Origin of the sequence: Bradyrhizobium agreste (genome assembly GCF_016031625.1) — a bacterium.
In the GTDB taxonomy this organism is placed as follows: Bacteria; Pseudomonadota; Alphaproteobacteria; order Rhizobiales; family Xanthobacteraceae; genus Bradyrhizobium; species Bradyrhizobium agreste.
Map to the genome: position 1 here is coordinate 1 of NZ_JACCHP010000021.1, position 26,811 is coordinate 26,811.

The following is a 26,811-nucleotide window of genomic DNA, read 5'->3' on the forward strand; positions in this document are numbered from 1 at the left end:
TCCTTCCAAGCTGCGTCAGGATTGCTTCGGAAAGTGGTATGACGTCGTGCCGATAGCCGGCCGAGTATGTGAAATAGAGGACACGTTCTGGCGGGCGCTCTGCACGCGCGCCGAGCGGTCGGATTGCCGCCGCGCTGCTGACGAGTGTGATGAACTCGCGTCGCGTCACAATCCTCTCCCGATGCTTAACCGGCCAGAAAAGCTTAGCACATATCAGCGCGCCGCGCGCCCTGCGGCGCCGCCCTACGCCCGCGGTTCAATTGATAGCCTCGACTTGGCAATGTCGCTTAATGGCCCGTGGCTGGCTTCCCCTGTTGGCCTCGCACAGTCCGCTTCCGAGGGCCGAGCGGAAACCCATGTGGAGACGCGAAGGGCAGCCTTTGACCCAACTACGACATTGGCTGTGCGGTGCGACAATGGGCTGTCATGGCGGTTTCAAGCCTCTATCATTGTGCCCGCCTAGACCGCTACGATCCGCATGAGAGCTTGGGAGCGGACATGAGACGGCGCAAGTTCATCACGCTTCTTGTCGGTGCGGCACCTCTATGGCCGCTTGCGGCGAGCGCGCAACAGTCGGCGGTACCTATCATTGGTGTGCTGTCCGTGGGGTCACCTGACATGACGAGCTCTTATGACGCAGCGTTCGAAAGAGGTCTCGCGGAGAGTGGTTACATGGTCGGAAGAAACGTCACGATAGAACGTAGGTGGGCACGAGGAAACCACGATAGGCTTCCGGAGCTCGCACAAGAGCTCTTGCACCTCAATCCGGCCTTGATCATCGGAGGGGGCAATGTAGTTGCGCTCGCCGCGAGGAGGGCAACTTCAACCATTCCGATCGTATTCATAATCGCGTCAGACCCGGTGAAGCTCGGGCTGGCAAAGAGCTTCGCTCATCCCGGAGGCAACGCCACGGGAATATCTATGATGACAGCGACGCTTGTCCTCAAGCGTCTCGAACTGATTCAGGAGCTGCTCCAGCAAAACGCTACCATCGGATTTTTGGTAAACCCTGACAATCAAGACCTGCTGCAGGAAATCGACGAAATTGCCCGTTCGACCGGGCGGCCCTTGAAAGTCGCCAAGGCGCGCAACCCGGATGACCTCGAACCAGCATTCAGGCAGCTAGTCAGTGCCCAAGTCGGGGCAGTGCTCGTCAGCAACGATGCAATGTTTTTTAACCTGCGTGCGCAAATTGTCGCATTGGCAAATCGACATTCGCTTCCGGCCTCCTACGAATTCCGCGAATTTCCGGCGGCCGGTGGCTTGATGAGCTACGGGCCCAGCCTTGTCGGAACTTTTCAAAAAATCGGCACTTACGCCGCACGTATTCTAAAAGGTGCTCGGCCGGATGATCTGCCCATTCAGCAGCCTACGGAGTTCAATTTGGTTTTCAACTCGGCAACCGCGCGCTCCTTGGGCATCCAAATCCCCCCATCGCTGCTCGCCCGTGCCGACGAGGTGATCGAATAAGGCGCGACTTCCGTTGTTGGCCCACAGCCGACGCGCCGCAAGCAGCCGTTCCAGGACCGGCTTGTGACCCATCTGCGACATTTGCCAGTGGCGATCCACGTCCAATCTGTGCTCCATTTAGAATGCCAATCTGACTGATACAGTCTGTTTCGTGGGCCTAGGAGCCATGCATGAAGCGGCGAGAATTCGTAACCTTGGTCTGCAGCCTGGTAGCTGCGTGGCCTCTAGTTGGCCGCGCCCAACCAAAACCCCATAGAATCGGCATTCTTGCAACAACGTCAGCTGCAACGACGCGCTCGGCGCTTTCTGCCTTCCTTGAAGGCATGTCGCAATTTGGGTATGCGCTCGGTAGCAATATTGAACTTGTGGAACGCTATGCCGACGGCGAGATAGCGGACCTGCCCGTGCTCGCCAGCGAACTGATCGCAGCGAAAGTCGACGTCATGGTCGTTTCAAGCCGTCCGGCCATCGCGGCTGCACAGCGCGCCACTAAAGATATCCCGATCGTGATGACTGCGGTGGGGGACCCCGTCGAGGCGGGGTTCGTTGCAAGTCTAGCGCGGCCCGGCGGCAGTATCACCGGGTTGAGCAATATTGCCCCTGAGCTGAGCGGTAAGCGCCTAGAAATTCTCAAGGAAGTCATTCCCGATCTTAAGCGTGTAGCCATCGTTCGTAACCCCTCTATCGCAACATTCGCACCTATGTGGCAGGAAACAGAAAGAGTTGCCGCGTCATTGGGGATCACGGCAGTTCCAGTTGATATTGTCGACCCTGCCGGCATTGAGCCCGCATTTGCATCGATGGTAAAAAATCAAGTTCAGGCGGCTGTGTTTCTTTCCGATGCCGTGACAGCGTCGCAAGCTCCCCGGATCACAGGTCTCGCGGCCAAAGAGCGATTACCCGTCATGTATCCGCTCAATGAGTTCATGAAAGCCGGCGGCCTGCTTATGTACGGGCCGGACTCCATCGACTTGTGGCGCCGTGGTGCATATTTCGTAGACAGGATTATCAAAGGCACGAGCCCTGCCGACCTGCCTGTTCAACAGCCAACGCGTTTTGAGTTGATAGTAAATTTAAGGACCGCCAAAGCCCTAGGTCTCAGCATTCCATCAACTCTTCTCGCACGCGCAGATGAAGTGATCGAATGAGATGGTCGATGTCGGGTGTTGGCCCTTCAGCGACATTGGAAGATTGCTGCTTCTCCGCCGGTGTCAGGGCTTAAGCGGACATCAGGCGGCGGCCAGCCGCTTAACGAGTCCACGGCCTAGATGACAGCGCCCGGATCACCGGCAAGGCCGCGAGCGCGGCGGCGAGATGTTTGAGCGTGTGGCCCGAAACCACGTGGCCGGTCGCCTCGAACACCGTCACATCACCCAGCTCGAGAAGCTTGGCCAGCACATAGAAGGCGATGACGCCGCCGAGCGGCACGCCGAGTGCGCCAGGCCGCGGGCGTGTGAACGCGAGGCCCACTGCCAGCGCCATGCCGCCGAACTGCACCACCACCCAGGGCGTGAGATTCTCGCGTGCCACCCAGGCAGCTAGCAGGCCCGCGATCATCGTCAGCACCAGCACCGCTTCGCCTGCGCGCGTGCTGATCCGATCGCTGGCCGCGATGCCGAGAAAGCCTGCGAATGCGACCGCCATGCCGAGACGATCGGCCACGAGCCGTTGCGGCACGTCGGGGTCGAGATGATAGAAGCCCGAGCCCAGGCAGGTGAGGATCAGTCCGACGAAGAACCAGCTCGCACCGACGGGCGCATCATTTCTGGCGCGCAGGCGCTCCGAGCCCCACACACCCATCGCGAGGAAAGCGAGATTGCTCAGCACGTCGCCGGCATTGGGCACGCCGAGCCAGGTGCGGTTGTCGACGAAATGCGGGATGTGCCAGGCGGCGGCGGGCAATGCGGGCGCGAAGAGCGCGGTCAACGTCAGGACGAAGAGAGCACCCAGCAGGTATTTTTCGCGAGCCTGCAGCGCGCCAAGCGCGAAACGGCAAGACAGTGAAGATAGCCTGGCATTGGCCGCTCGGGCGGGATCGTCTGCGTGCAACATGCGAGACTCCAATAAAATGAACAACGTTCAATATTCGTATCCTGAAAATGAACAATGTTCAATCGAGATTGTGAGCAAGTTTTGCGAGCTGCAACCTTATTGAAATCGCTCGTATTTATGGTCAGCGAGGCGGGGCGGAGCGACTACCCAGCGCCGATCTCCGCCACGATCCGTCCCGTGGTCACCTGCTCGCCTTCGGCAACATCGATCGCGCTGACGACACCGTCGATGCCGGCCTTGTGGACGTGCTCCATCTTCATCGCTTCCAGCGTCAGCACCGGCTGGCCGGCGCTGACGCTGTCGCCGGGCTTGACCAGGACGGCGACGACGCGGCCGTTCATGGCGGCGCGAACCTTGCCGTCGCCATTGCTTGCCGCGGCCTGCGGTGCGGCGAGGGTGAGATCGGTGACCGCGAGCGGAATGCCGCGGTGCTGGAGATAGAGCCGATCGCCGTCGCGCAGGAATTTGGCGCTGTCCATCACGCCGGCGTGGCGGAAGCGGATGACGTCGGGACCGAGCTGGTCGATCTCGAACTTCTCCTGGCGGCCTTCGGCGACGACGATGTAGCTGCCGTCGCGCTCGCGCGTAACTTCGAGCTCGTGCGCGTGGCCGGCGATCTCGATTTTCGCCGGCAGCGGAAAGGTGGCGGCGAGGCTCCGCCCGGCCTGCCACGACGGCGCGCGCGGGGCCGTGACGTAGAGCAGCAGGCCTGCCAGCGCCATCACGAATGCCGCATCCGCACGCGGAGCCAGCAGCTCGTCGCGATAAGTACCGATGAACGCCGTCGTCGCCTCGCCCCTGGCAAAGCCGGGATGGCGCAGACACGACATTAGGAACGCCTGATTGGTCGTCACGCCGAACGCGGTGAGCTGCTCCAGGCCGACGATCAGCCGTCCCCTCGCCTCCTCGCGCGTGGCGCCGTGGCTGATCACCTTGGCGATCATGGAATCGTAGAACGGCGGGATCTCCGAGCCCGATTGCAACGCGTGCTCGACGCGGATGCCCTCCGGCACCTGCCAGCGCGCCATGCGGCCGGACTGCGGCATGAAATCCTGCCCGGCATCTTCCGAGCAGAGCCGCACCTCGATGGCGTGGCCGGAAAACTTGACGTCCTGCTGCTTGATCGGCAGCGGTTCGCCGCGCGCGATGCGCAGCTGCAGTTCGACGAGATCGAGCCCGGTGATCGCCTCGGTGACGGGATGCTCGACCTGCAGGCGCGTGTTCATCTCCATGAAGTAGAACGCGCCGCTGGCATCGAGCAGGAATTCCAGCGTGCCGGCGCCCTCATAGCGCAGCGCATTCACCGCGGCGACGGCGACCTCGCCCATCTTCGCGCGCAGCTCCGGCGTGACCGCCGGCGACGGCGCCTCCTCGATCAGCTTCTGGTGCCTCCGCTGCACCGAGCAGTCGCGCTCGCCGAGATGGATGGCGTTGCCGTGGCTGTCGCCGAACACCTGGATCTCGATGTGTCGAGGATTCTGAATCGCGCGTTCGAGGATGAGTGTGGGATCGCCGAATGCGGCCTTCGCTTCCGACCGCGCGCTGCGCAGCGCATCGGGGAAAGACGCCGCATCGGAGACGAGCCGCATGCCGCGCCCGCCGCCGCCGGCGACCGCCTTGATCATCACGGGAAAGCCGATCTTCCTGGCTTCGGCGAGCATGACGTCGTCGTCCTGGTCGGCGCCCTGGTAGCCGGGCACGATCGGCACGCCGGCCGTCTTCATGATCTCCTTCGCGCCGGCCTTGTTGCCCATCGCCTCGATCGCTTGCGGCGACGGGCCGATGAAGACCAGGCCGGCGTCCTTGCAGGCGCGCGCAAACTCTTCGTTCTCGGCGAGGAAGCCGTAGCCGGGGTGAACGGCATCCGCGCCGCTGGCCTTGGTTGCGGCGATGATCGCGGGAATGTTGAGATAGGATTGCGCCGGCAAGGCTTCGCCGATGCGCACGGCCTGATTGGCCTCGCGCACATGGAGCGCATTGCGATCCGCATCGGAATAGACCGCGACGACGCCAAGGCCGAGTTTTCGCGCGCTGCGCATCACGCGCAGCGCGATCTCGCCGCGGTTGGCGACCAGAAGCTTGAAGAACGGCCGCTGCTGCACTGTTCCGTTCCTCATGGGCGGGCCACCGAAAACTGCATGCGCTGGGGTGTGCGCGCATCGCCTTCGCGGCAGATCGCGAGCACCTCCGACAGCACCGCGCGGGTGTCGCGCGGATCGATCACGCCGTCGTCAAGCACGCGGGCGCTGGTCGAGAACACGTCCATCTGGCCGTCGAACACGCCGATGATCTCAGCCTTCATCGCCTCCAGCCTGTCCTTCTCGATCGGCTTGCCGCGGCGGGCCGCTGCGGCCTCGGTCACGATCGCCATGGTCTCGGCGGCCTGCTCGCCGCCCATCACGGCGGTCTTGGCGTTGGGCCAGGAGAAGCAGAAGCGCGGATGGAAACCGCGGCCGCACATGCCGTAATTGCCGGCACCGAACGAGGCGCCGCAATAGATCGTGATCTGCGGCACCGTCGCCGACGTCACCGCCTGGATCATCTTGGAGCCGTGCTTGATCATGCCGGCCTCTTCATAGGCCTTGCCGACCATGTAGCCGGTGGTGTTGTTGAGATAGAGCAGCGGCGTGCGAGTCTGGCAGCAGGCCTGGATGAAATGCGTCGCCTTGTTGGCGCCGGCGGGATCGAGCGGGCCGTTATTGGTGATGATGCCGATCGCCTGGCCCTCGATGCGAGCATGGCCGCAAACGGTGGCCGGGCCGTAATTCGGCGCCATCTCGGTGAAATCGGAATCGTCGACGATGCGCGCGATCACCTGTTTCATGTCGACGGGGCGCTTGTGGTCCATCGGCATGATGCCGAGCAGCTCGTCCTGGTCGTAGCGCGGCGGCTTGAACTGCACTGAGGCTTTGCCCGGCCGCTCCCATTGCAGCGCCGCCATGATCTCGCGCGCGATGCGAAGTGCGTCGCGATCGTCCTCGGCGAGATAGTCGCCGAGGCCGGAGATTTGCGTGTGCATCTCGGCGCCGCCGAGCTCTTCCTCGGTCGCGATCTCGCCGGTGGCGGCTTTCAGCAGCGGCGGCCCGGCGAGGAAGGCGCGGGTGCGGCCGCGGACCATGACGATGTAGTCGGAGAGGCCGGTCTGGTAGGCGCCGCCCGCGGTGGAGGAGCCGTGCGTGACGGTGACGACCGGCAGTCCCGCCGCCGAGAGCCGTGCCAGGTTGCGAAAGATGTTGCCGCCGCGCACGAAATCCTCGACGCGGTAGCGCAGCAAATTGGCGCCGGCGCTTTCGACCAGCTGGACGTAAGGCAGCTTGTTCTCCAGCGCGAGCTCCTGCACCCGCAGCGTCTTGTCGAGGCCGTAAGGCTGCAGCGCGCCGGCATCGATGCCGGAATCGCTGGCGCTGACCATGCAGCGGATGCCCGAGACAAAGCCGATGCCGGCGATGACGCCGCCGCCCGGCACGCTCTTGCTCGCATCCGGCACGTCGAACATGTAGCCGGCGAGCGTCGACAGCTCGATGAAGGGCGCGCCGGGATCGAGCACCAGCGCGACGCGCTCGCGCGGCAGCAGCTGGCCGCGCTTGTGGAAGCGGTCCTTGGCCGCCGCGGACGCCGCGCGCGTGCGCTCCTCCAGCGCGCGCATGCGGCCGATCAGCGCGAGCATGCCGTCGCGATTGGCCTGGTAGGCGGCGCTGCCGGGGGATATGGAGTTTTCGATGGTGGACATTAGTGCTCCTGCCCGTCATTCCGGGGCGCGCGGAGCGCGAGCCCGGAATCCATACTCCCGATCGTGGTTATGGATTCCGGGCCTGGCCCTTCGGGCCATCCCGGAATGACGGAGTGTGTGACTACCTGTTCGTCCCAAAGATCTTCCGCGCTTCCGCCGGCGACGCGATCTCGCGGCCGGCGCGCCTTGCGCAGGCGGCGACGGCTTCGACCAGCTGACCGTTCGACGTCACCTTCTTGCCGTCGGCGAGATAGAAGGTGTCCTCGAGGCCGGTACGCAAGTGACCGCCGAGGTCGGCGCAGCGCTGGTGCAGCGGCCAGATCTCCTCGCGGCCGATGGCGGTGACCTGCCAATGCGCCTCGGGACGCTTCAGCTTCAACAGGATCGACAGCAATTCGGGATCGGCAGGCATGCCGGAGGCAACGCCCATGACGAAATTGTACTCGAGCGGGCCCTTGTACATGCCGACCTGGGTGTACATGCCGACGCAGCGGACGATGCCGACGTCGAAGCATTCGAACTCGGGGATGGTGCCGACCGCGTTCATGACGTCGAGATAGTCCTTCACCTTCTCGACCGCATTGTCGAACATCATCGGCGGCCAGGCCCAGCTGTTGTCTGCCTTCACCTTCAGGTAATTCAGCGAACCGGCGTTGCAGGCGGCGATCTCCGGCCGGGTCTGGCGGATGCAGTCGAGCGCGCCTGAATAATTCGGCCCTGACACGCCCGAGGTGTGGTTGATGATCACGCCCGGGCAGGCCTCTCGGATCGCCTGCTGGATCTCCTTGCTGACCGCGACCTCCCAGGACGGCAGATGTCCCTTGCCCGGCGCCTGCTGGCGCAGATGGATGTGCATGATGGACGCGCCGGCCTCGAACGCAGCCTTGGCCTCGCGCGCCATCTCTTCGGGCGTGACAGGCACGTTGTGCTGCCTGGGGTCGGTGAGCACGCCGTTCAGCGCGCAGGTGATGACGGCCTTGTCGCTCATGCGTTCGATGTCTCGCGCGTTGAGAATTCAACGGCGGCGATCATGTGACGCGCGAGATGCGGCTTCTTGCGCGGAGAAGCTGGGAAAGGAGGTCCTACGAAGCCTCCGCCATCCGCACCGTCTCGGTGCTGCGATAGATCGCAAGATCGCGCGAGCCGACGAAGATCGCGCGCGGCTTCAATCCGTAGAAGCGGCGGATCGAATGGCTGAAATGGGTCGAGTCAGGATAGCCGATGTCCTGCGCGAGATGGGCGAGGTTGAGGTCCTGGTTGGCGAAGTGCAGCAGATGCCGCGCGCGCTTCCAGGCCCGGAAGGAGCGGAACGAGATGCCGGTCTCCTCCTTGAACAGATGCAGGAAGCGCGAGGCCGACAGCCCGGCTTCAGCGGCGCAGGTATCCGCCGTCACCGGCTCGCCGGAGAAGCGCTGGATGCGGGCCACCGCACGCATCACCCGAGGATCCAAGACGCGGCGCGGCAACGCCTCGCCGAAGCACATCTCGTCAAACTCGGCCGTGGTGATGTCGCCATAGCGGCGCTGACGCAGCAAGGCGTAGGCGGCGAGGATCTTGCGGGCATAGGCGGCCTGGTCGGGTCCGGTCAGGCGCGCGGCCAAGGCTTCGATCACGCCATCCGGCATGCTTTCCGGCTCCAGCGTCACGCTGATCACGGTGCGATAGTCGCTGGCGATGGAATGCCGCTGGTTCGGCAGGGTGACGAACAGCTCGCCGGTGGCGAGAACGTCGTCGATCGTCAGGTGCAGATTGCCCTTCACCGCGACATAGACGTGGCAGCAGCCGGGTGTCCGTTTGCGGGGACGGCCGAGCAGGCCTGCATAAAACACCCGCTCCGGCGTGATCAGCATCAGGTGGTCGGATTCGCGACCGTTATATTCCATTGGGGTCCTCCTCGCGCGGCTCTTGGGCCGCTGCGGACGGAGGTCACCTTAGCGGAAATTTGGGCGCTGTCACGATAGGATAGCGCTGTCAAAAGACATAGTGCGTCGTTCCGGGGCGCGCGCAGCGCGAACCCGGAACCTCGAGATTGCTGCGCGAGATTCCGGGTCGATGCTGCGCATCGCCCGGAATGACGGCTCTGGAACCTACGCCCTCACCCGCGGCGCGACATTCTGCTCCTCCCCGGCCTTTTGCTCCGCAGCAACCGCGCGCTTGTAGCCGTCGCGCTGCTGCAGGCGCGCCCAATAGGCTGCGACATTGGGCCCGAAATCCCTGGCAAGGCCGATATTGCTCGCGAGCCGAAGCGCATAACCGATGACAATGTCAGCGGCGGTGAAGCGGCCTGCGCACAATGTTTCGGCATTCGCGGTCGCTGCCTCGACCGCGCGCAGGCGCCCTAAGAACCATTTCGCATAATCGGTGGCGACCTGCGGGTTGCGGCGCTCCTCCGGCTCGAGCTGGGTGTATCTCAGCACCAGCGTTTGCGGGAAGGTTAACGTGGCGTCGCTGAAATACATCCAGTTCAGGAACGTCCCGTAGGCGGGATCCTCGGGGCCGACCATCAACGGCGTCGGGCCGTATTTGACGCCGAGGTAATGGCAGATGCCGGAGGACTCCGTCATCCTGGTCTCGCCATCGATCACGAAGGGGATGGTGCCGAGCGGATTGAGCGCGAGATAGTCCTTGGCGAAAACGCGCGGCGGGAACGGCAGCATCTTCAAGTCATAGGGCAGCCCCATCTCCTCCAGCATCCAGAGCGGACGGAACGAGCGCGCGGCATCGCAGTGATAGAGCGTGATCATCAGGCGTTCCCCTAGAGCATGATCCGGAAAAGTGTGAAGCGGTTTTCCGACAAGATCATGCTCAAACTTTATGACTGCCAGGCAGCGTGCCCATCATCTTGCACAGGACCATCAGCATGACCTCGTCGGCACCGCCGCCGATCGAGGTCAGGCGGCTGTCGCGATAGGCGCGGCTGACCGGCGTCTCGTTGGTAAAGCCCATTCCGCCCCAAAATTGCAAGCAGGCGTCGGTGAGCTCGCGGCCGAGCCGGCCGGCCTTCAGCTTGGCCATGGTCGCAAGCCGCGTCACATCCTCGCCGGCGACCAGCTGCTCGCCGGCGCGATAGATCAGCGCGCGCAAGAGCTCGACCTCGGTCTGCATCTCCGCGAGCTTGAAGTGCACGACCTGGTTGTCGAGGATCGACTTGCCGAAGGCTTTGCGGTTGCGGGTGTATTCGATGGTCTGCTCGATGATGTATTCGTGCGCCTTGAGGCAGGCGGCCGCGCCCCACAAGCGCTCCTCCTGGAACTGGATCATCTGGTAGGTGAAGCCCTGGCCCTCCTCGCCGATCCGGTTGCGCTTGGGCACGCGGACATTGTGGAAGAAGATCTGCGCGGTGTCGGAGGAGCGCATGCCCATCTTGTCGAGTTTTCGCGCGACCGTGACGCCCTTGGCCTTCATGGGCACGCAGATCAGCGACTTATTGCGGTGAACGGGGCCGTCGTCGGTGTTGGCGAGCAGGCAGATCCAGTCGGCCTGGGTGCCATTGGTGATCCACATCTTGCCGCCATTGATGACGTAATCGTCGCCGTCGGAGCGCGCCTGGGTCTTGATCGAGGCGACGTCGGAGCCGGCGCCCGGCTCGGAGACGCCGATACAGGCGACGTAGTCACCGGAGATCGAGGGCGCCAGGAATTCGCGTCGCACCTCGTCCGAGCCGAACCGCGCCAAGGCCGGCGTTGCCATGTCGGTCTGCACCCCGATCGCCATCGGCACGCCGCCGCAGGTGATGGCCCCGAGCTCCTCCGCCATCATCAGCGCGTAGGAATAGTCGAGGCCCGAGCCGCCGAACTCGACCGGCTTGTTCAGGCCGAGAAAGCCGAGGCTGCCCATCTTCTTGAACAGCTCATGCGCCGGGAAAATGTCGGCCTTTTCCCACGCGTCGACGTGAGGATTGATCTCGCCCGCGATGAATTTTTGTAAGGAGCGGCGGATGTCGTCGTGGTCGGCGGTGAATAGCATTCTTTCCCCTTTGTCATTCCGGGGCGCGCGGAGCGCGAGCCCGGAATCCATTCTTCTACGGTACGTGCGGCCCGATGGATTCCGGGCTCGACGCTTCGCGTCGCCCCGGAATGATGGTGGGGCTCACAACCCCATCTGCCGCGATGCCAGATCCTTCATGATCTCCTCGGTGCCGCCGCCGATGGCGTTGACCTTGACCTCGCGGTAGATGCGCTCGGCCTTGATGCCGCGCATGAAGCCGGCGCCGCCGAAGATCTGCACGGCTTCCGAGGCGCAGAACGCCATGGTCTGCGTCGCCTGGTTCTTCATCATACAGATCTCGGCGACCGGGCTCTCGCCCTGCTCGAGCCGCCAGGCCAGCATCTCCAGCATGGCCTGGGAAGCCGCGACCTTCTGCGCCATGTCGACGATCTTGTGGCGGATGACCTGGTGCTGCGCCAGCGGCTTGCCGAAGGTCTTGCGCTCCTTTGCGTAGGCGATCGCCTCGTCGAGGCAGACGCGGGCAAAGGCGGTGCAGCTCGCGGCCATGCCCATGCGCTCGCTGTTGAAGTTCTGCATGATGATCTTGAAGCCTTGGCCCTCCTCGCCGATCAGATTTTCGGCGGGCACGCGGCAGTCGTCGAAATGCAGCGTCGCAGTATCGGAGGCCCACCAGCCCATCTTCTTGAGTTTCGTCCTGGACAGGCCGGGCGTATCGCCTTCGATCAGGAGCAGGCTGACGCCGCCGGCGCCCTCGCCGCCGGTCCGCACCGCGACGGTCAGATAATCGGCACGCATGCCTGAGGTGATGAAGGTCTTCTCGCCGCTCACGACGTAGTGATCGCCGTCGCGCCGCGCCCGGGTGCGCAGGTTGGCGACGTCGGAGCCGCCGCCCGGCTCGGTGATCGCCAGCGCGGAGATCTTCTCGCCGGCCAGCACCTGCGGCAGCACGCGCGCCTTCACCTCGGCCCGTGCCGCCCGCGCGATCGGCGGCGAGCCGATCGTGTGGCTCATCAGGCTGGCGCTGACGCCGCCTGCGCCGGCGCGCGCAAGCTCCTGGCTCGCCACGATCTTCATGAACTGGTCGGCTGCGACGCCGCCATATTCCTCCGGGAATCCAAGTCCCAGCAGGCCGATTTCGGCCGCCTTGCGATAGAGCTCGCGCGGGAATTCGCCGGCTTCGTCCCATTCATGGGCGAAGGGCGTGATCTCCTTCTCGACGAAGCGCCGCATCACCTCGCGGAACGCGTCGTGCTCGGCGGTATAGAACGGGCTCTTCATCGCGAGACTCGCCTCGAACGGATTCGTCTCGGCCACCATGGCTGGAACCTTGGCGGCTCACTTGCGCGGAGTGGCTGATTGGCGCGGACGCTTCAAGCAAGGCAGCAACTGAGCGCAAGAATTATAGACGCAAGGACGGCCGATGCTGGATTATTTCTCGCGGGGTCACAACGTCAGAAACAGCGCAAACGGCTCCTCCACCGTGCGGCGCAAGTGCTTTCGATACAAGGCATGGTTGGAATCGTCGGGCGCAACCCGGCCCAAGGAGGGTTTTGGAATATTCCTGAGCGGCACATAGGCGATCGGCGCGGCGATCGGCGTGAGCTGCGAGCCGGGCCCGGCGCGCAGCGTCGAGATGATGCCGTACATCTCGCCGGATACCGTCGGCCGCGACACCGTGATCACGCGGTGCTGGCCGTGCTTGATGATGACGAGGTAGATGAAGCCGGACTGATGGGGCACGGCGACCTCGCCGGTATGCTCGTAGGCGGCATCGGTCCGCTCGCCCTCGCGAAAGACCAGCGACGAGACCTTCGGCTCCCAGGCGATCTCGGTGCGATAGGCGAAGATCGCATCCTTGTCGCCGAACGACGGCCGCAGGGTGATGTAGACGTCCTCGAGCCAGGTCACCGCGCGGTGGGCATAGGAGCCGAGGCTGTCGGGCGCGACGTCGTTCGCGGCCGGGGGCGTCACCACGACAACACTTTTGCGCAAGGAAACGCCGAGCGCCTGCTCCAGCCGGACCGTCGTCGCCAGCGTGAACGGCCGCCGGCCGCCGAGCACCTTCTCCAGCGTCGACAGGCTGAGCTTGGCCTGCTCGGCCAGCGCCTGCCGGGAGATCCGGCGCCGGGCGAGCTCCTCGCGAATGGTCTCGGCGATCTCGCGGCTCTGCTCGTCCGAGAGCTGCTTGTCGGTGATCTTGTCCTGCGTCTGCATCGTCAGCCCTGCTCCACGCCGGTCACTCTAGCAGGGCGGACAAACCAGCACAAAACCGCACATGGCCGCCCCGGCCGAAACGAGCCTGGGCCGGCCACGGCGGAACATTGCCGATCATTCTGCTCGCGACAGGCCGCCCCGCCGGCGGATGCTGAGGACCAGCAAACCTGCTTCGGGAGCACGCCAAATGGACGCCTACGACACGGCCGACAGCGACGAACACCCGCTGTTGAGCCGCCTCATCAAGGTCGGACTGTTTCTTCTCGCGCAAGGCATCGCGGTGATGCTGGTCGCCTTCCTGGCCCTGCTGGTGAGTTTTGGGGCGAGCTGGTCGGCAACGACCGAACAGGCCAGCCTGCTCCAGCCCGGCGAGGCACGGTCGGGCAGCCTGCTGCTGAAAGAGGACGGCGCCACCCTAGAGGCGATCCGCCTTGGGACCGATGTCGATATCACGGTGTCGGGCCCGACCTTGCGCGCCCGCGTCACGCAAGCATTCCGCAACCCGAGCAAGGATTGGGTCGAGGCCACCTACGTCTATCCGCTCGCGGCCGGCGGCGCCGTCGATACGCTGAAGATGGTGGTCGGCGACCGCGTCATCATCGGCGACATCAAGGAGCGGCAGCAGGCGCGCGTGATCTACGAGGAGGCGCGCCGCGCCGGCCAGAAGGCCGCGCTCACCGAGCAGGAACGGCCGAACATCTTCACCAACTCGGTCGCCAATATCGGTCCCGGCGAAACCGTGCTGGTGCAGATCGAATACCAGGAGCCGGTGCATCAAGTCGGCAGCGAATATTCGTTGCGCCTGCCACTCGTGGTCGGACCGCGCTACAATCCAGCGCCGATCATCCAGAGCGTCGACTTCCGCAAGGATGGCTCGGGCTGGGGCGCGGCGGCGTCGGATCCGGTGCCGGATCGCGAGCGCATCTCGCCGTCTGTGCTGGATCCCGCCAGGAATGCGCCGGTCAATCCGACCAGCATCACGGTACGCCTGCAGGCCGGCTTCGCGCTCGGCGAGGTCAAGAGCCACCATCACAACGTCAGGACGGAAAGCCCGGACACCACGACGCGTGTGATCACACTCGCCGATAGCGTCGCGCCCGCCGACCGCGACTTCGAGCTGACCTGGAAGCCAGCTGCGGAGAAAGCGCCGTCGGTCGGCCTGTTTCGCGAGCACATCGGCGATGCCGATTACCTGCTCGCCATCGTCACCCCGCCGAGCGCCGAGCAGGCGATGCAGAAGCCGCTGCCGCGCGAGGTCGTGTTCGTGATCGACAATTCCGGCTCGATGGGCGGCACGTCCATCGTGCAGGCCAAGGCGAGCCTGCTCTACGCCCTCGGCCGCCTGCAGCCGAATGACCGCTTCAACGTCATCCGCTTCGACGATACCATGGACGTGCTGTTTCCGGCCGCCGTGCCGGCCGATGCCGCGCATGTCCGCGAGGCGACCTCCTTCGTCGGCGCTTTGCAGGCGCGCGGCGGCACCGAGATGGTGCCAGCGATGCGCGCGGCACTGACCGACAGGCTCGGCGAAAGCAACATGGTCCGCCAGGTCGTGTTCCTGACCGACGGCGCGATCGGCAACGAGCAGCAATTGTTCGATACGATCACGACGATGCGCGGCCGCTCGCGCGTCTTCATGGTCGGCATCGGGTCCGCGCCCAACACTTATCTCATGACCCGCGCCGCCGAGCTCGGCCGCGGCGCCTTCACCCATATCGGCTCCGTCGAGCAGGTGGAGGAGCGCATGCGCGGCCTGTTCGCCAAGCTGGAGAATCCGGCCGTGACCGGCCTCACCGCAACTTTTTCCGAGGCCAAGGCCGACGTCACCCCGGCGATCATTCCCGACGTGTATCGCGACGAGCCCCTGGTGCTGGCGGCGAGACTCGACAAGCTCGCAGGCTTGCTCGAGATCAAGGGCCGCGTCGGCGATCGTCAGTGGTCGGTGACGTTGCCGCTGCAAAACGCGGCCGAAGGCAAGGGCCTGTCAAAGCTCTGGGCCAGGCGCAAGATCGCCGATGCGGAGGTGGCGCGCACCCTGCGCGAGATGACATCCGAAGACGCCGACAAGGCGATCCTGGCGTTGGCGCTCGACCATCAGATCGTCACGCGGCTGACCAGCCTCGTTGCGGTCGACAAGACGCCAAGCCGTCCCGAAGGCGCGCCGCTCAAGCTCAGCGAGCTGCCGATCAACCTGCCCGCGGGCTGGGACTTCGACAAGGTATTCGGCGAGCGGCCGCATCCGACGCCGACACAGCTGCGCGAGCGCCATGCCGATGCGCGCAATCAGCCGGCGACGCGACGGCCGATTGCTGCCGCGCCCGACGCGATCCGCCTGCCCAAGACCGCGACCTCGGCCGAGCTGAAGATGGTCGCGGGTTTCATCCTGATCGTACTCGCCGTGATCCTGTTCGTGTTCAACCGGCGTCAGACCTTGCTCACTGACGCCGTTTGAGAGAGGAGCCTCCCCGAACTCCTCTGTTAGCGCGCGCGGCTGCCCGTCCCCTCCAAATGGCCGCGCGCGCCTTTTTTCTAACTGTCATTGCGGAAACCATGCCCCGCCTCATCTCTCCCCTCGTATTGGCCCTGATCGGCCTCATCCTGTTCGGCGACGGAGCTTATATCCATGCCAAGGCATGGCTGGCGCAGGTACTGCTGGAGCGGGCTTTCGACAGGAGCGTGGCAACGGGCGTGGCGGTAAAGCCCTGGTCATGGGCCGACACCTGGCCGGTTGCGCGGATCGAGGTCAGGCGGATCGGCGCCAGCACCATCGTGCTGGAAGGCGCGAGCGGACAGGCGCTTGCTTTCGGACCCGGCCATATCCAGCACACCGCCGATGCGGGCGAACGCGGGATAGCCGTCTATGCCGCACATCGCGACACGCATTTCCGCTTCCTGCGGAATGTCGCCATCGGTGACATCATCGATGTCACACGACGTGACGGCCGACATTTTCGCTATCGCGCGGATTCCTCGGCCGTGGTTCGTTTCGATGCATCGGGGATCGACGCCACGGCACGAGATTTCGAGCTCGTGCTCGCGACCTGCTGGCCATTCGATGCCGTCACATCCGGCCCCGAGCGCTACATCCTGCACGCGACATTGATTGGCGCAGACGGATAAATCGCCCACCGGGCCGACACGCACCGAAGCGCACTTCATTCCATCACACGGCATACCACCCGCACGGTTGCCACTCCGAAGGACTCGCCATAGAAAGTGACGCACCACCAATAAGAACAACAGGTGAGGTCACGCCATGGAAGCCCATGTGTCTGCTGCGTCCGCGTCCCGTTCATGGTCTCCGCCGCGCGATGCCAGCGACATCGTCAAGGGCATCCATGCCATGCTGCACCCGCGCAACATCGTGCTGGTGGGCGCAACCGACAAACCCGGCAATTATGCCGAGCGCATCTGGAACAATCTGGTCAAGTACGGCTACGAGGGCGGCCTCTATCCGGTCAACGCCAAGCGCGACGCCATCTGGGGCGTTCCCTGCCATAAGGACTTTGCGAGTCTTCCCGAGAAGCCCGATCACGTCCTGGTGCTGGTGCCTGCGCGCTTTGCCGTGCAGGTGATCCGCGACGCCGCAGCGGCCGGCGCGCGCTCGGCCACCATCGTCACCTCGGGCTTCAGCGAGCTGCAGGATGACGAAAGCCAGAAGCTCGCTGCCGAATTGCAGGCGGCCGTGCGCGAGACGGGGCTCGCGGTCACCGGCCCGAACTGCCTCGGCAATCTGAGCGCCGGCGAGAAGCTCTTCACCAATATCGACGATCGTATCGTCACCATGGAACAGGGCGCGGTGGCGATCGCCGGGCAATCCGGCGCCATCGTCATGGCGATCCGCCAGGCGCTGGAAGACCGCGGTGTCGGCGTCGGCTACATGGTGACCACGGGCAACGAGGCTGGGCTCGAGACGCCGGACTTGATGCGCTATTTCGCCGAGGATCCGAGCATCAAGGTGATCGTCGTCTACCTCGAAGGCGTGCGCAACACCAAGGCCTTCCGCGACGCCTGCAAGGCGGCGCGCGCGGCGAGCAAGCCCGTGATCGCGCTCAAGCTCGGCGCCTCCGAAGGCGGCCGCGCCGCAGCGATGGCGCATACCGGCGCGCTCGCCGGCTCGATCGAGACGTTCGACGCGATCGCGACGCGCGAAGGGGTGATCCGGGTCGGCGGCCTCGACGAACTGATCGAGACCACCGAGTGCTTCGTGCACGCGGCCGTTCCGAAAGGCGACCGGCTCGCGGCCGTAACGCTCTCCGGCGGCAAGCGCGGCATGCTGATCGACGCCTTCTACGCCGCAGGCCTCAACTTTACGCCGCTGAGCCCGCATGTCAGCGCGGAGCTGGCGAAGATGCTCGGCCCCGGCTCGATCGTCGGCAATCCGCTCGACGCCGGCTTCGCCGCGGTGGTCGACCCCTCCGTCTACATGAAGTCGATCAAGCTGATGATCGACGACCCCGATATCGACATCGTCATCGTCGATGCCGAGCTGCCGAAGGCACCGCACGAGCTGCGCGAGCGCAATTTGCGTATCGTCAACGAGATGGCGAGCAAGGCCGGAAAGCCCGTGCTCTACATCAGCGCGATGTCGATCGGCTTTACCGAATACACCAAGGGCTTGCGGAAGTCGCTGCCGCATCTCGCGGTGATGCAGGGCATGGACCGCGCGGTGACCGCAATCAGATCGCTGCTCGCTTACGCCAAGCTGCGCAAGGAGGTGCCCGACATCGTCTCGAGCTCGAAGCCCGCCGCGCGCGCCGTGCTGGAGAAGACGTTGACATCGGCGACCGGCGCCGCTCTCGACGAGGTCGCCTCGAAGAAGCTGCTCAAGGCCTACGGCATCCCGACCTCGAAGGAGGCGATCGCACGGACCGCGACGGACGCGGTGAAGATTGCCAAGCAGATCGGTTTTCCGGTCGTGGCAAAACTCGTCAGCGCGGAGATCCTGCACAAGTCCGATATCGGCGGCGTGGTGCTGAACCTCAACAGCGCAGCCGAGGTGAAGAAGGCGTTCGCCGACATCACCGCGCGCGTGGCGAAGCTCAAGGGCAAGCCGAAGCTCGACGGCATCCTGATCGCCCAGCAGGTCAAGGCCGAGCTCGAGCTGGTGGTCGGCGCCTCGCTCGATGCCGAGATGGGGCCCGTCGTGCTGTTCGGCACCGGCGGCATCGACATCGAGCTGATGAAGGACGTCGCGCTTGCCGGCGCGCCGCTGGACGAGAGCGAAGCGCGGCTCCTGATCGGCCGCACCAAGGCCGGCATCAAGATGCGGGGCTATCGCGGCAGGCCGGTCTTGCACGAGGCCTCGGCCGTGAAGGCGCTGGTCGGGCTATCCAACCTGATTGCGGATGCGGGCGATCGTATCGCCTCGATCGACATCAACCCGTTCCTGATCAACGCCAAAACCGGCGTCGCCGTCGATGCCCTGATCGTGCTGAACAATGCTGCGGCCAGGCGGGCGGCCGGACGTTGATGTCGCGGAGGCAGGTTGCGCTTCCGCCTTCGCTCTTTCGAGCTTCGGCGGACAAGTCGTTAACCCGCCCGATGTACCCTTGCGGCCTTCTTCCAACTTTCCCGCTTTGGCCGTAAAACCCTCCCTGCATGGCACGCGCAAGCAATCTTGTGATCGGAACGGCAACGCTGGCGGCGATCGCCGTGGCGTTCGGCGGCCTGCTCGGCGTGCAGAAATGGCGCACCATCCAGAGCCGCAGCCAGTTGCGCGTGGTGTTCGAAGGCGGCTCCGCCAGCGGGCTGCGCCGCGGCGGGCCGGTCAATTTCGACGGTGTGCCCGTCGGCCAGATCCAGTCGATCAAGCTGGAGAGTCCGCGCAGGATCGTGGCGCTCGTCATGCTCGACAACAGCGCGCCGATCCGCAAGGACACCGTGGCTGGAATCGAGTTCCAGGGCCTCACCGGCGTTGCCGCGATCTCGTTGATCGGCGGCGCCCCTTCCGCACCGCCGGTGCCGCTGGGTGCGGACGGCATCCCGGTGCTGACGGCCGACCTCAGCGATGCCGAAACCATCGTCGAGACGCTGCACAGCGTCGACCGCACCATCGTGAGCAACGCCCCCGCGATCAAGGAGGGCCTGCACACGTTCGAGACCTACACGGCCGATCTCAGGAGCAAGGGCGGCGAGATCGACTCCGTCATGGCCAAGGTGGACAGCGCCTTCGCGGGCTTCGACAAGGCGGTCGGGAAGATCGAGGGCGCGGTGCCGGGCTTCGTTGACGGCAAGGCCGACGAGCTGTTCGAGAAGATCCAGGGGCTGCATGAGCTCGCCGGCACCATGAAGAAGAAGTCGGCGGCTTATCTCGACGACATTCGCCGCTCGCTGCTCGACGTCAGCGAGGCCGCCAACAAGATGGCGGGGATCCCTGTGCCGCCGCGGCCGCCGCGCAGGCCCGAAGAGAAGAAACGGTAGCACTCTTTCTCACCCTCCCCTGGAGGGGGAGGGTCGGCTCACATGGAGCGTAGCGAGATGTGAGACGGGGTGGGGTGACGGTCTCTCCACCTCGCACACTGCCCGTGTTGAGAGATCACCCCACCCCGCTCGCGCTGCGCGCGATCGACCCTCCCCCTCCAGGGGAGGGTAAGGCGGCATCCACCAAACAGCTCAGTAATTGCTCGCCGCCGACCCGTTCGGGATGCCGTCGATCGGACACTCCTCGGTCCCCGGCGTCGCGCGGGTCATGGCCTCGACCATGTCGCGCGTGCCCTCGGGGTCCCTGATCCAGTTCTTGTAGAAATCATAGGGGCACGCCGCGACGCCGCGCGGGCTGTCGCCGGAATTGATCATGCCGGTGTAGCCGCGGTGAACCAGCTTGTAGAGATGGTTCTGCGACTGGCCGTTGCGACGCGCGTCGCGGATCAGATGCTTCGACAGCTGGGCGTACTGGATGCCGTAATCCTCCTCGCCGCACTCGCCGAGGGTGCGGCCGTCGAAGCCGATGATCGCGGAGTGGCCGAAATAGGAATAGACGCCGTCGAAGCCGGCGGCATTGGCGACGGCGACATAGACGTTGTTGGCCCAGGCCATGGCCTTGGAGATCATGACCTGCTGCTCCTTGGCCGGATACATGTAGCCCTGGCAGCGCACGATCAATTCCGCGCCCTTCATGGCGCAATCGCGCCAGATCTCCGGATAATTGCCGTCGTCGCAGATGATCAGGCTGACCTTGAGCCCCTTCGGGCCCTCAGAGACATAGGTGCAATTGCCGGGATACCAGCCTTCGATCGGCACCCAGGGCATGATCTTGCGGTACTTCTGCACGATCTCACCCTTGTCGTTCATCAGGATCAGGGTGTTGTAGGGCGCCTTGTGCGGATGCTCCTCGTGACGTTCGCCTGTGAGCGAGAACACGCCCCACACTTTGGCCCTGCGGCAGGCTTCCGCAAAGATCGCGGTCTCCTCGCCCGGCACCACGGACGCGGTCTCGTACATCTCCTTGGCGTCATACATGATGCCTTGCGTGGAATATTCCGGGAAGATCACGAGATCCATGCCGGGCAGGCCGACCTTCATGCCGACGATCATGTCGGCGATCTTGCGGGCGTTGTCGAGCACCTCGGCCTTAGTGTGCAGGCGGGGCATCTTGTAATTGACGACGGCGACGCCGACCGTGTCGTTGCTGCTGGAGATGTCACCGTGAAGCATGTCGAGCGCTCCTGTCTCTTATTCGTTTGAGGTCATCGCGTGGGTTAGTGGCTGATCATCCAGGGACGTGCGGTCGGAAAACCCTTGGCGCCGCTCCTGGTCTTGGTCATCAACCGCGCCGGCTTTTTCCTGTCGGTCGAGCTCTTTTCCTTCACCGTCTTGCCGGAGGAACAGCAGCCGCAGCCCGGGCCGTGCGAGGCCTTGTATTGCGCCAGCGTTTGCGGCGCGTGCGCGCTGCGTTCGTTGACGGCGTGGGCCTTGCGCTTGTCGGCCGGCATGCAGAAGAAGTTCGGCGCGGTCAGGATCACGCGCGGCGCCATGGCCTCGCAGTGCGGACAGCTTTGCGGATCGTCGCATTCCGCCATCGGGCGCAGGTCCTTGAAGGGCCCGCAATCGTCACAGAGATATTCGTAGACCGGCATCGTGTTGTCCTTCGTGTTCTTTAATCCGCCATCCTGAGGCGCTCTAGATGGGGCGCGTTGCGCCTCATCTAGAGCCTCGAAGGATGTACGGCCGAGATGCAGCCGGGCGTCGTCCTTCGAGGCTCGCCTTGCCTTGCAAGGCGAGCACCTCAGGATGACGGGGATAGAACGCACGTTCACTTGTCCGGCGAGATCGGCATTTTGATATCGCCGGTGATGTGCTTGATGGGTCCGGCCGCCGACGGCATCACGTCGAAGTCGAAGATCTCGGTCGGCAGCCACAGCGTGGCGCAGGCGTTGGGCACGTCGACCACGCCGGAGATGTGGCCCTGGCACGGCGCGGTGCCGAGGATCGAATAGGCCTGGGCGCCGGAGTAGCCGAACTTCTTGAGATACTCGATGGCGTTGAGGCAGGCCTGGCGATAGGCGATGTGAACGTCGAGATAGTGCTGCTTGCCGGCTTCATCCACCGAGATGCCTTCGAAGATCAGATAGTCCTTGTAGTTCGGCGTGATCGGCGACGGCTTGAAGATCGGGTTCTTGATGCCGTACTTGGCGACGCCGTCCTTGATCACCTCGACCTTCAGATGCAGCCAGCCGGCCATTTCGATGGCGCCGCAGAAGGTGATCTCGCCGTCGCCCTGGCTGAAATGCAAATCGCCCATGGAGAGACCGCCGCCGGGGACATAGACCGGGAAATAGATCTTCGATCCGCGCGAGAGATCCTTGATGTCGCAATTGCCGCCATGCTCGCGCGGCGGCACGGTGCGCGCGCCCTCCGCGCCGATCTTGGCTTTCACATCGCCCTTGGCGCGGCCGCCGTGCGCGGTCGGTGCGAACGGCGGATTGGCAAGGCCGGGCACGCGGGTCGGGTTGGTCGAGATCAGCTCGCTCTCGCGCTTGTTCCAGGTGTCCAGCATCTTGGGATCGGGCAGACAGCCGATCAGGCCGGGATGGATCAGGCCGGCGAAGCTGACGCCGGGCACGTGGCGGGACGAGGTGTAGAGGCCCTTGATGTCCCAGATCGACTTCTGCGCCAGCGGGAAATGATCGGTGAGGAAGCCGCCGCCGTTCTGCTTGGAGAAGAAGCCGTTGAAGCCCCACAGGCTCTCCTTGAGCGGACCGACGTCGAGCAGGTCGACGACGAGCAGGTCGCCGGGCTCGGCGCCCTTGACGCCGATCGGGCCGGAGAGGAAGTGCACGATCGACAGGTCGATGTCGCGCACGTCGTCAGCGGAATCGTTGTTCTTGATGAAGCCGCCGGTCCAGTCATAGGTCTCGATGATGAAATCGTCGCCGGGATTGACCCAGGCCACGATCGGGATGTCGGGGTGCCAGCGGTTATGCACCATGTCGTTTTCATAGGCCGATTTGGTGAGATCGACCTTGATCAGTGTCTCTGGCATCGAGATGCTCCCCTTTTACACAGTTGGTTAGACGGACAGATATTTCGAGACCTGCGCGGCATCGACGGCATCGCGCGGATCGTCGCGCACGATCTCGCCGTTCTCGATCACCAGCACGCGGTCGGCGATGTCGAGCGCGAAGCTCAGGACCTGCTCGGAGACGACGATCGAGAGCCCCTTCTCGTCGCGGATGCGCTTCAACGTGCGCGCCATCTCCTTGATGATGGAGGGCTGGATGCCTTCGGTCGGCTCGTCCAGCAGCAGCACCTTCGGCTTGGTGGCGAGCGCGCGCGCGATCGCGAGTTGCTGCTGCTGGCCGCCGGACAGATTGCCGCCGCGGCGGCCTTTCATCTCCAGCAGCACCGGAAACAGTTCGTAGATGTCGCCGGGCACCTCGGATTCGCCCGCGACGACGAGCCCGGTCTCGATATTCTCCTTCACCGTCATGGTGGAGAAGATCATGCGGCCCTGCGGCACATAAGCGAGGCCCTTGGCGACGCGCTCAAAGCTCTTGAGGTTGCCGAGCTCGGCGCCGTCCATGCTCACCGAGCCGCGTCTGGCCGGCAGGATGCCCATCAGCGACTTCATCAGCGTGGTCTTGCCCATGCCGTTGCGGCCCATGATCGCGACGATCTCGTTCGCCGCGACCTTGACGTTGAGCCCGTGCAGCACCTCGCTCTGGCCGTAGGCGACGTGGAGATCGGAAATGGACAGCATGATGTGCTCCTAGGCTCGCTGCTTCTTCACCTCTCCCCACCGGGGAGAGGACGCGCCGAAGGCGCGGGTGAGGGGGCGCAGGTTTCTCGAGGGAGCGAAGCCCCTCACCCGAATTGCTGCGCAATTCGACCTCTCCCTCCGGGAGAGGTGGACGGAGTGCGCCGCGCTTGCCCGCCCCGTACGCGCCATCGTCAATGCCCCAGGTACACTTCGATGACCTTGGGATCGTTCTTGACCTTCTCCATCGTTCCTTCCGAGAGGATCTGGCCCTGGTGCAGCACGGTGACCTTGTGTGCGATGTCCTCGACGAACTTCATGTCGTGCTCGATCACCAGCACCGAACGGTTCTTGATGATGCGGTTGAGCAGCTCGGCGGTCTTGGCGCGTTCGGACACGCTCATGCCGGCGACGGGCTCATCTAACATCAACAGGTCCGGGTCCTGGATCAGCAGCATGCCGATCTCGAGCCACTGCTTCTGGCCATGGCTGAGCTCGTCGGCATAGGTGTCGAGCTTGTCCTTGAGGAAGATCATCTCCGCGACCTCCTCGACCCGGTCCTTCACCAGCTGATCGCGCTGAAAGGTCAGCGAGCCGAACACGGTGCGGCCGCGCGGGAACGAGATCTCGAGGTTCTCGAACACGGTGAGATCCTCGAACACCGACGGGGTCTGGAACTTGCGCCCGACGCCGGTCTGCACGATCTCGTTCTCCTTCATCTTCGTGAGCTCCTTGCCACGAAACTGGATCGAGCCCGAGGTCGCCTTGGTCTTGCCGCAGATCAGGTCGAGCACCGTGGTCTTGCCGGCGCCGTTGGGGCCGATGATGACGCGGATCTCGTTCTCCTCGACGTAGAAGGAGAGGTCGTTGACCGCCTTGAACCCGTCGAACGAGACGGTGAGGCCGGAGACAGCGAGCAGGAAGTCCTTGGGCTGATGACCGATGAGCATGATCTATCTCCTCACTGCCAGCGCGGCATCGGCATCGTGATGTCCGATGAGCATGATTGCCCCCTCACTCTGCCGGTGCGCCGTCGGCGACGGAATTGTCGGCCCAGTCCGCCTTCGCCTTGCGCGAGGCGAACAGCCGATCGATGCGCGGTTGCACGTAATCGGCCCAGAGCCCGGACAGGCCGTTGGGGAAAGCAAGCACGACCGCAATGAACAGCGCGCCGAGGCCGAACAGCCAGAGCTGGGGGAAGGATTCCGACAGGCTGGTCTTGGCGAAATTCACCAGGATGGCGCCCCAGATCGCACCGAAGATCGACATCCGTCCCCCGACCGCGGTGTAGATCACCATCTCGATCGACGGCACGATGCCGACGAAGGACGGCGACATGAAGCCGACATTGAGCGCGAACATGGCGCCGCCGATCGCGGCGAAGATCGCGGCCATGCAGAAGGCAAAGATCTTGAAATTGGCGACGCTGTAGCCGGAGAAGCGGACACGGTCTTCCTGCTCGCGCATCGCGACCAGGATGCGGCCGAGCTTGGTCAGGCGGATGAACTGCGCGATGCCGATGCAGGCGAACAGCAGCACCACCTCGACGAAGTACAGGATGATCTTGGCGTGGTCGGGCCGGATGTCCCAACCCTTCAGCGTGCGCAGATCGGTCATGCCGTTGATGCCGCCGGTGTAACCCTGCTGGCCCACGATCAGGATGGTGAGGATGGCGGCGACGGCCTGGGTGATGATCGCGAAATAGGTGCCGCCGACGCGGCGCTTGAACATCGCGGTGCCGATGATCAGGGCGAACAGGCCGGGGACCAGGATGATGGCGAGAATGGTGAAGGTGAGGCTGTGAAACGGCTGCCAGAAGAACGGCAGCGCCGTGATCTGATTCCAGTCCATGAAGTCAGGGATGCCGGGCGTCGACTGGATCTTGGTGTTCTCGACGCTCGATGCCTCGAGCTTGAGGAACATCGCCATGCAATAGCCGCCGAGGCCGAAGAACACGCCCTGCCCCAGGCTCAGGATGCCGCCATAGCCCCAGCACAGCACGAGGCCGATCGCGACGAAGGCGTAGGTCAGGTATTTCGCGACAAGATTGAGGCGGAACACATCCAGCGTCAGCGGCAGGATCACGAACAACACCGCGGCGAGCGCAATGAAGCCCATCAGTTCGGATCGGTTGAAGAAGCGTGAGTTGATGATCATGACTTGCCTGCTTCTCGTTATTTGCGGACCTTGAGGGCGAACAAACCCTGCGGCCGCAGCATCAGGATGCCGACGACGGCGAGCAGCGTGAGCACCTTGGCCATCGAGCCCGACATGAAGAACTCGAGGGTCGATTGCGTCTGTGAGATCGAGAACGCGGAGGCGATGGTGCCGAGCAGGCTGGCGGCGCCGCCGAACACGACCACCAGGAAGGTATCGACGATGTAGAGCTGGCCCGACGTCGGCCCGGTCGAGCCGATCATGGTGAAGGCGCTGCCGGCGACACCGGCGATGCCGCAACCGAGCCCGAAGGTGTAGCGGTCGACCTTCTCGGTGTTGATGCCGACGGCGCCGGCCATGACGCGGTTCTGCACGACCGCGCGGACCTGGCGGCCCCAGCGCGACATGTAGAGAACGTAGGCGACGGCAATGGTGATCAGCACGGTGAGGCACATCACGAAGACGCCGTTGATCGGCACCTCGATGCTGTCGGTGACGCGCAGTGAGCCCAGCATCCATTGCGGCAGCTCGACGCCGACCTCGCGTGCGCCGAAAACAGAGCGGTAGGCCTGCTGCAGCATCAGGCTGAGGCCCCAGGTCGCGAGCAGCGTATCGAGCGGACGCTTGTAGAGGTGCCGGATCAGCACCCATTCCACCAGCATGCCCAGCGCGCCGGAGGCGAGGAAGGCGAGGATCATCGCGAGGAAGAAGTAGCCGCTGAACAGGCTCGGCAAATAGGCCTGGAAGAGATTGGAGGTCATCCAGGTGACGTAGGCCCCGAGGATCATGAATTCGCCATGGGCCATGTTGATGACGCCCATCTGGCCGAAGATGATCGCAAGGCCGAGCGCCATCAGGACGTAGACGGAGAACAGGATCAGTCCGGCGAAGCCCTGCATGACGAAGATCGAGCCGAGGTCGCCAATCGAATAGTCGCCGAACATCCATGTCCTCCGTCGGGAAAGGGTCCCGCGTCGCGAGCAGGTTCGCGACGCGGGGGCTTGAGGCATGGACTTGCGATCCACGCCAGGGAGCGGGTTTG

At 64.2% G+C, this 26,811-nt stretch carries 22 protein-coding genes; 6 read left to right on the forward strand and 16 right to left on the reverse strand.

The window, feature by feature from the left end:
• Positions 1–498: 498 nt before the first annotated feature.
• Complete coding sequence (locus tag HZZ13_RS27270; RefSeq protein ID WP_197962579.1) at positions 499–1,470, forward strand: ABC transporter substrate-binding protein; 972 nt, start codon at positions 499–501, stop codon at positions 1,468–1,470.
• A 170-nt stretch (positions 1,471–1,640) separates the two neighbouring features.
• Positions 1,641–2,618: an ABC transporter substrate-binding protein gene (locus tag HZZ13_RS27275; RefSeq protein ID WP_197962580.1), complete on the forward strand. Its 978-nt coding sequence runs from the start codon at positions 1,641–1,643 to the stop codon at positions 2,616–2,618.
• Positions 2,619–2,718: 100 nt separating this feature from the next.
• Here the strand turns inward: HZZ13_RS27275 and HZZ13_RS27280 are convergent, their stop codons facing one another.
• The 9 genes from HZZ13_RS27280 to HZZ13_RS27320 form a co-directional block, all read right to left on the reverse strand.
• Complete coding sequence (locus tag HZZ13_RS27280; protein ID WP_197962581.1) at positions 2,719–3,522, reverse strand: hypothetical protein; 804 nt, start codon at positions 3,520–3,522, stop codon at positions 2,719–2,721.
• Between the two features lie 143 nt (positions 3,523–3,665).
• Positions 3,666–5,639 (reverse strand): acetyl-CoA carboxylase biotin carboxylase subunit, encoded by a 1,974-nt coding sequence (locus tag HZZ13_RS27285; protein ID WP_197962582.1) that lies wholly within the window; start codon positions 5,637–5,639, stop codon positions 3,666–3,668.
• Positions 5,636–7,252 carry an acyl-CoA carboxylase subunit beta gene (locus HZZ13_RS27290; RefSeq protein ID WP_197962583.1) on the reverse strand — a complete coding sequence of 539 codons (1,617 nt, stop codon included), beginning with the start codon at positions 7,250–7,252 and terminating at the stop codon, positions 5,636–5,638. The genes HZZ13_RS27285 and HZZ13_RS27290 overlap by 4 nt, the downstream gene beginning before the upstream one ends.
• 121 nt (positions 7,253–7,373) lie before the next feature.
• Positions 7,374–8,240 (reverse strand): beta-keto acid cleavage family enzyme, encoded by an 867-nt coding sequence (locus HZZ13_RS27295; RefSeq protein ID WP_197962584.1) that lies wholly within the window; start codon positions 8,238–8,240, stop codon positions 7,374–7,376.
• Between the two features lie 94 nt (positions 8,241–8,334).
• Entirely contained in the window at positions 8,335–9,135 is an 801-nt protein-coding gene (locus tag HZZ13_RS27300; protein WP_197962585.1) for a helix-turn-helix domain-containing protein, read from the reverse strand.
• A gap of 204 nt (positions 9,136–9,339) precedes the next feature.
• Complete coding sequence (locus HZZ13_RS27305) at positions 9,340–9,996, reverse strand: glutathione S-transferase family protein (protein ID WP_197962586.1); 657 nt, start codon at positions 9,994–9,996, stop codon at positions 9,340–9,342.
• A 61-nt stretch (positions 9,997–10,057) separates the two neighbouring features.
• Entirely contained in the window at positions 10,058–11,218 is a 1,161-nt protein-coding gene (locus HZZ13_RS27310; RefSeq protein WP_197962587.1) for an acyl-CoA dehydrogenase family protein, read from the reverse strand.
• A 123-nt stretch (positions 11,219–11,341) separates the two neighbouring features.
• A complete protein-coding gene (locus HZZ13_RS27315; protein WP_197962778.1) occupies positions 11,342–12,478 on the reverse strand; it encodes an acyl-CoA dehydrogenase family protein in 1,137 nt (378 codons plus the stop codon).
• Between the two features lie 165 nt (positions 12,479–12,643).
• Complete coding sequence (locus HZZ13_RS27320; protein WP_197962588.1) at positions 12,644–13,414, reverse strand: helix-turn-helix transcriptional regulator; 771 nt, start codon at positions 13,412–13,414, stop codon at positions 12,644–12,646.
• Between the two features lie 187 nt (positions 13,415–13,601).
• Here HZZ13_RS27320 and HZZ13_RS27325 point away from each other — a divergent pair, with 187 nt between their 5' ends.
• The 4 genes from HZZ13_RS27325 (at position 13,602) to HZZ13_RS27340 (ending at position 19,837) form a co-directional block, all read left to right on the forward strand.
• On the forward strand, positions 13,602–15,866 hold the full coding sequence (locus HZZ13_RS27325) for a marine proteobacterial sortase target protein (protein ID WP_197962589.1): 2,265 nt from the start codon (positions 13,602–13,604) through the stop codon (positions 15,864–15,866).
• Between the two features lie 98 nt (positions 15,867–15,964).
• Positions 15,965–16,534 carry a class GN sortase gene (locus HZZ13_RS27330; RefSeq protein ID WP_197962779.1) on the forward strand — a complete coding sequence of 190 codons (570 nt, stop codon included), beginning with the start codon at positions 15,965–15,967 and terminating at the stop codon, positions 16,532–16,534.
• A gap of 136 nt (positions 16,535–16,670) precedes the next feature.
• Entirely contained in the window at positions 16,671–18,887 is a 2,217-nt protein-coding gene (locus tag HZZ13_RS27335) for an acetate--CoA ligase family protein (RefSeq protein WP_197962590.1), read from the forward strand.
• Positions 18,888–19,015: 128 nt separating this feature from the next.
• Positions 19,016–19,837, forward strand: coding sequence for an MlaD family protein (locus tag HZZ13_RS27340; RefSeq protein WP_197962591.1), 822 nt, complete (start codon positions 19,016–19,018; stop codon positions 19,835–19,837).
• 192 nt (positions 19,838–20,029) lie between these two features.
• Here HZZ13_RS27340 and HZZ13_RS27345 read toward each other — a convergent pair whose 3' ends face one another.
• From HZZ13_RS27345 to urtB, 7 genes are all read right to left on the reverse strand, one after another.
• Positions 20,030–21,070, reverse strand: coding sequence for an aliphatic amidase (locus HZZ13_RS27345; RefSeq protein ID WP_197962592.1), 1,041 nt, complete (start codon positions 21,068–21,070; stop codon positions 20,030–20,032).
• 44 nt (positions 21,071–21,114) lie between these two features.
• Positions 21,115–21,492 carry an FmdB family zinc ribbon protein gene (locus HZZ13_RS27350; RefSeq protein ID WP_197962593.1) on the reverse strand — a complete coding sequence of 126 codons (378 nt, stop codon included), beginning with the start codon at positions 21,490–21,492 and terminating at the stop codon, positions 21,115–21,117.
• 176 nt (positions 21,493–21,668) lie between these two features.
• On the reverse strand, positions 21,669–22,898 hold the full coding sequence (gene fmdA / locus HZZ13_RS27355; RefSeq protein ID WP_197962594.1) for a formamidase: 1,230 nt from the start codon (positions 22,896–22,898) through the stop codon (positions 21,669–21,671).
• 27 nt (positions 22,899–22,925) lie between these two features.
• Positions 22,926–23,615 carry an urea ABC transporter ATP-binding subunit UrtE gene (gene urtE / locus HZZ13_RS27360; RefSeq protein WP_197962595.1) on the reverse strand — a complete coding sequence of 230 codons (690 nt, stop codon included), beginning with the start codon at positions 23,613–23,615 and terminating at the stop codon, positions 22,926–22,928.
• Between the two features lie 191 nt (positions 23,616–23,806).
• Positions 23,807–24,562 (reverse strand): urea ABC transporter ATP-binding protein UrtD, encoded by a 756-nt coding sequence (gene urtD, locus HZZ13_RS27365; RefSeq protein WP_197962596.1) that lies wholly within the window; start codon positions 24,560–24,562, stop codon positions 23,807–23,809.
• A gap of 64 nt (positions 24,563–24,626) precedes the next feature.
• Positions 24,627–25,769, reverse strand: a complete 1,143-nt coding sequence (urtC, locus tag HZZ13_RS27370) for an urea ABC transporter permease subunit UrtC (RefSeq protein WP_197962597.1) — start codon at positions 25,767–25,769, stop codon at positions 24,627–24,629.
• A gap of 17 nt (positions 25,770–25,786) precedes the next feature.
• Positions 25,787–26,713: an urea ABC transporter permease subunit UrtB gene (urtB, locus tag HZZ13_RS27375; protein WP_197962598.1), complete on the reverse strand. Its 927-nt coding sequence runs from the start codon at positions 26,711–26,713 to the stop codon at positions 25,787–25,789.
• Positions 26,714–26,811 lie beyond the last annotated feature (98 nt).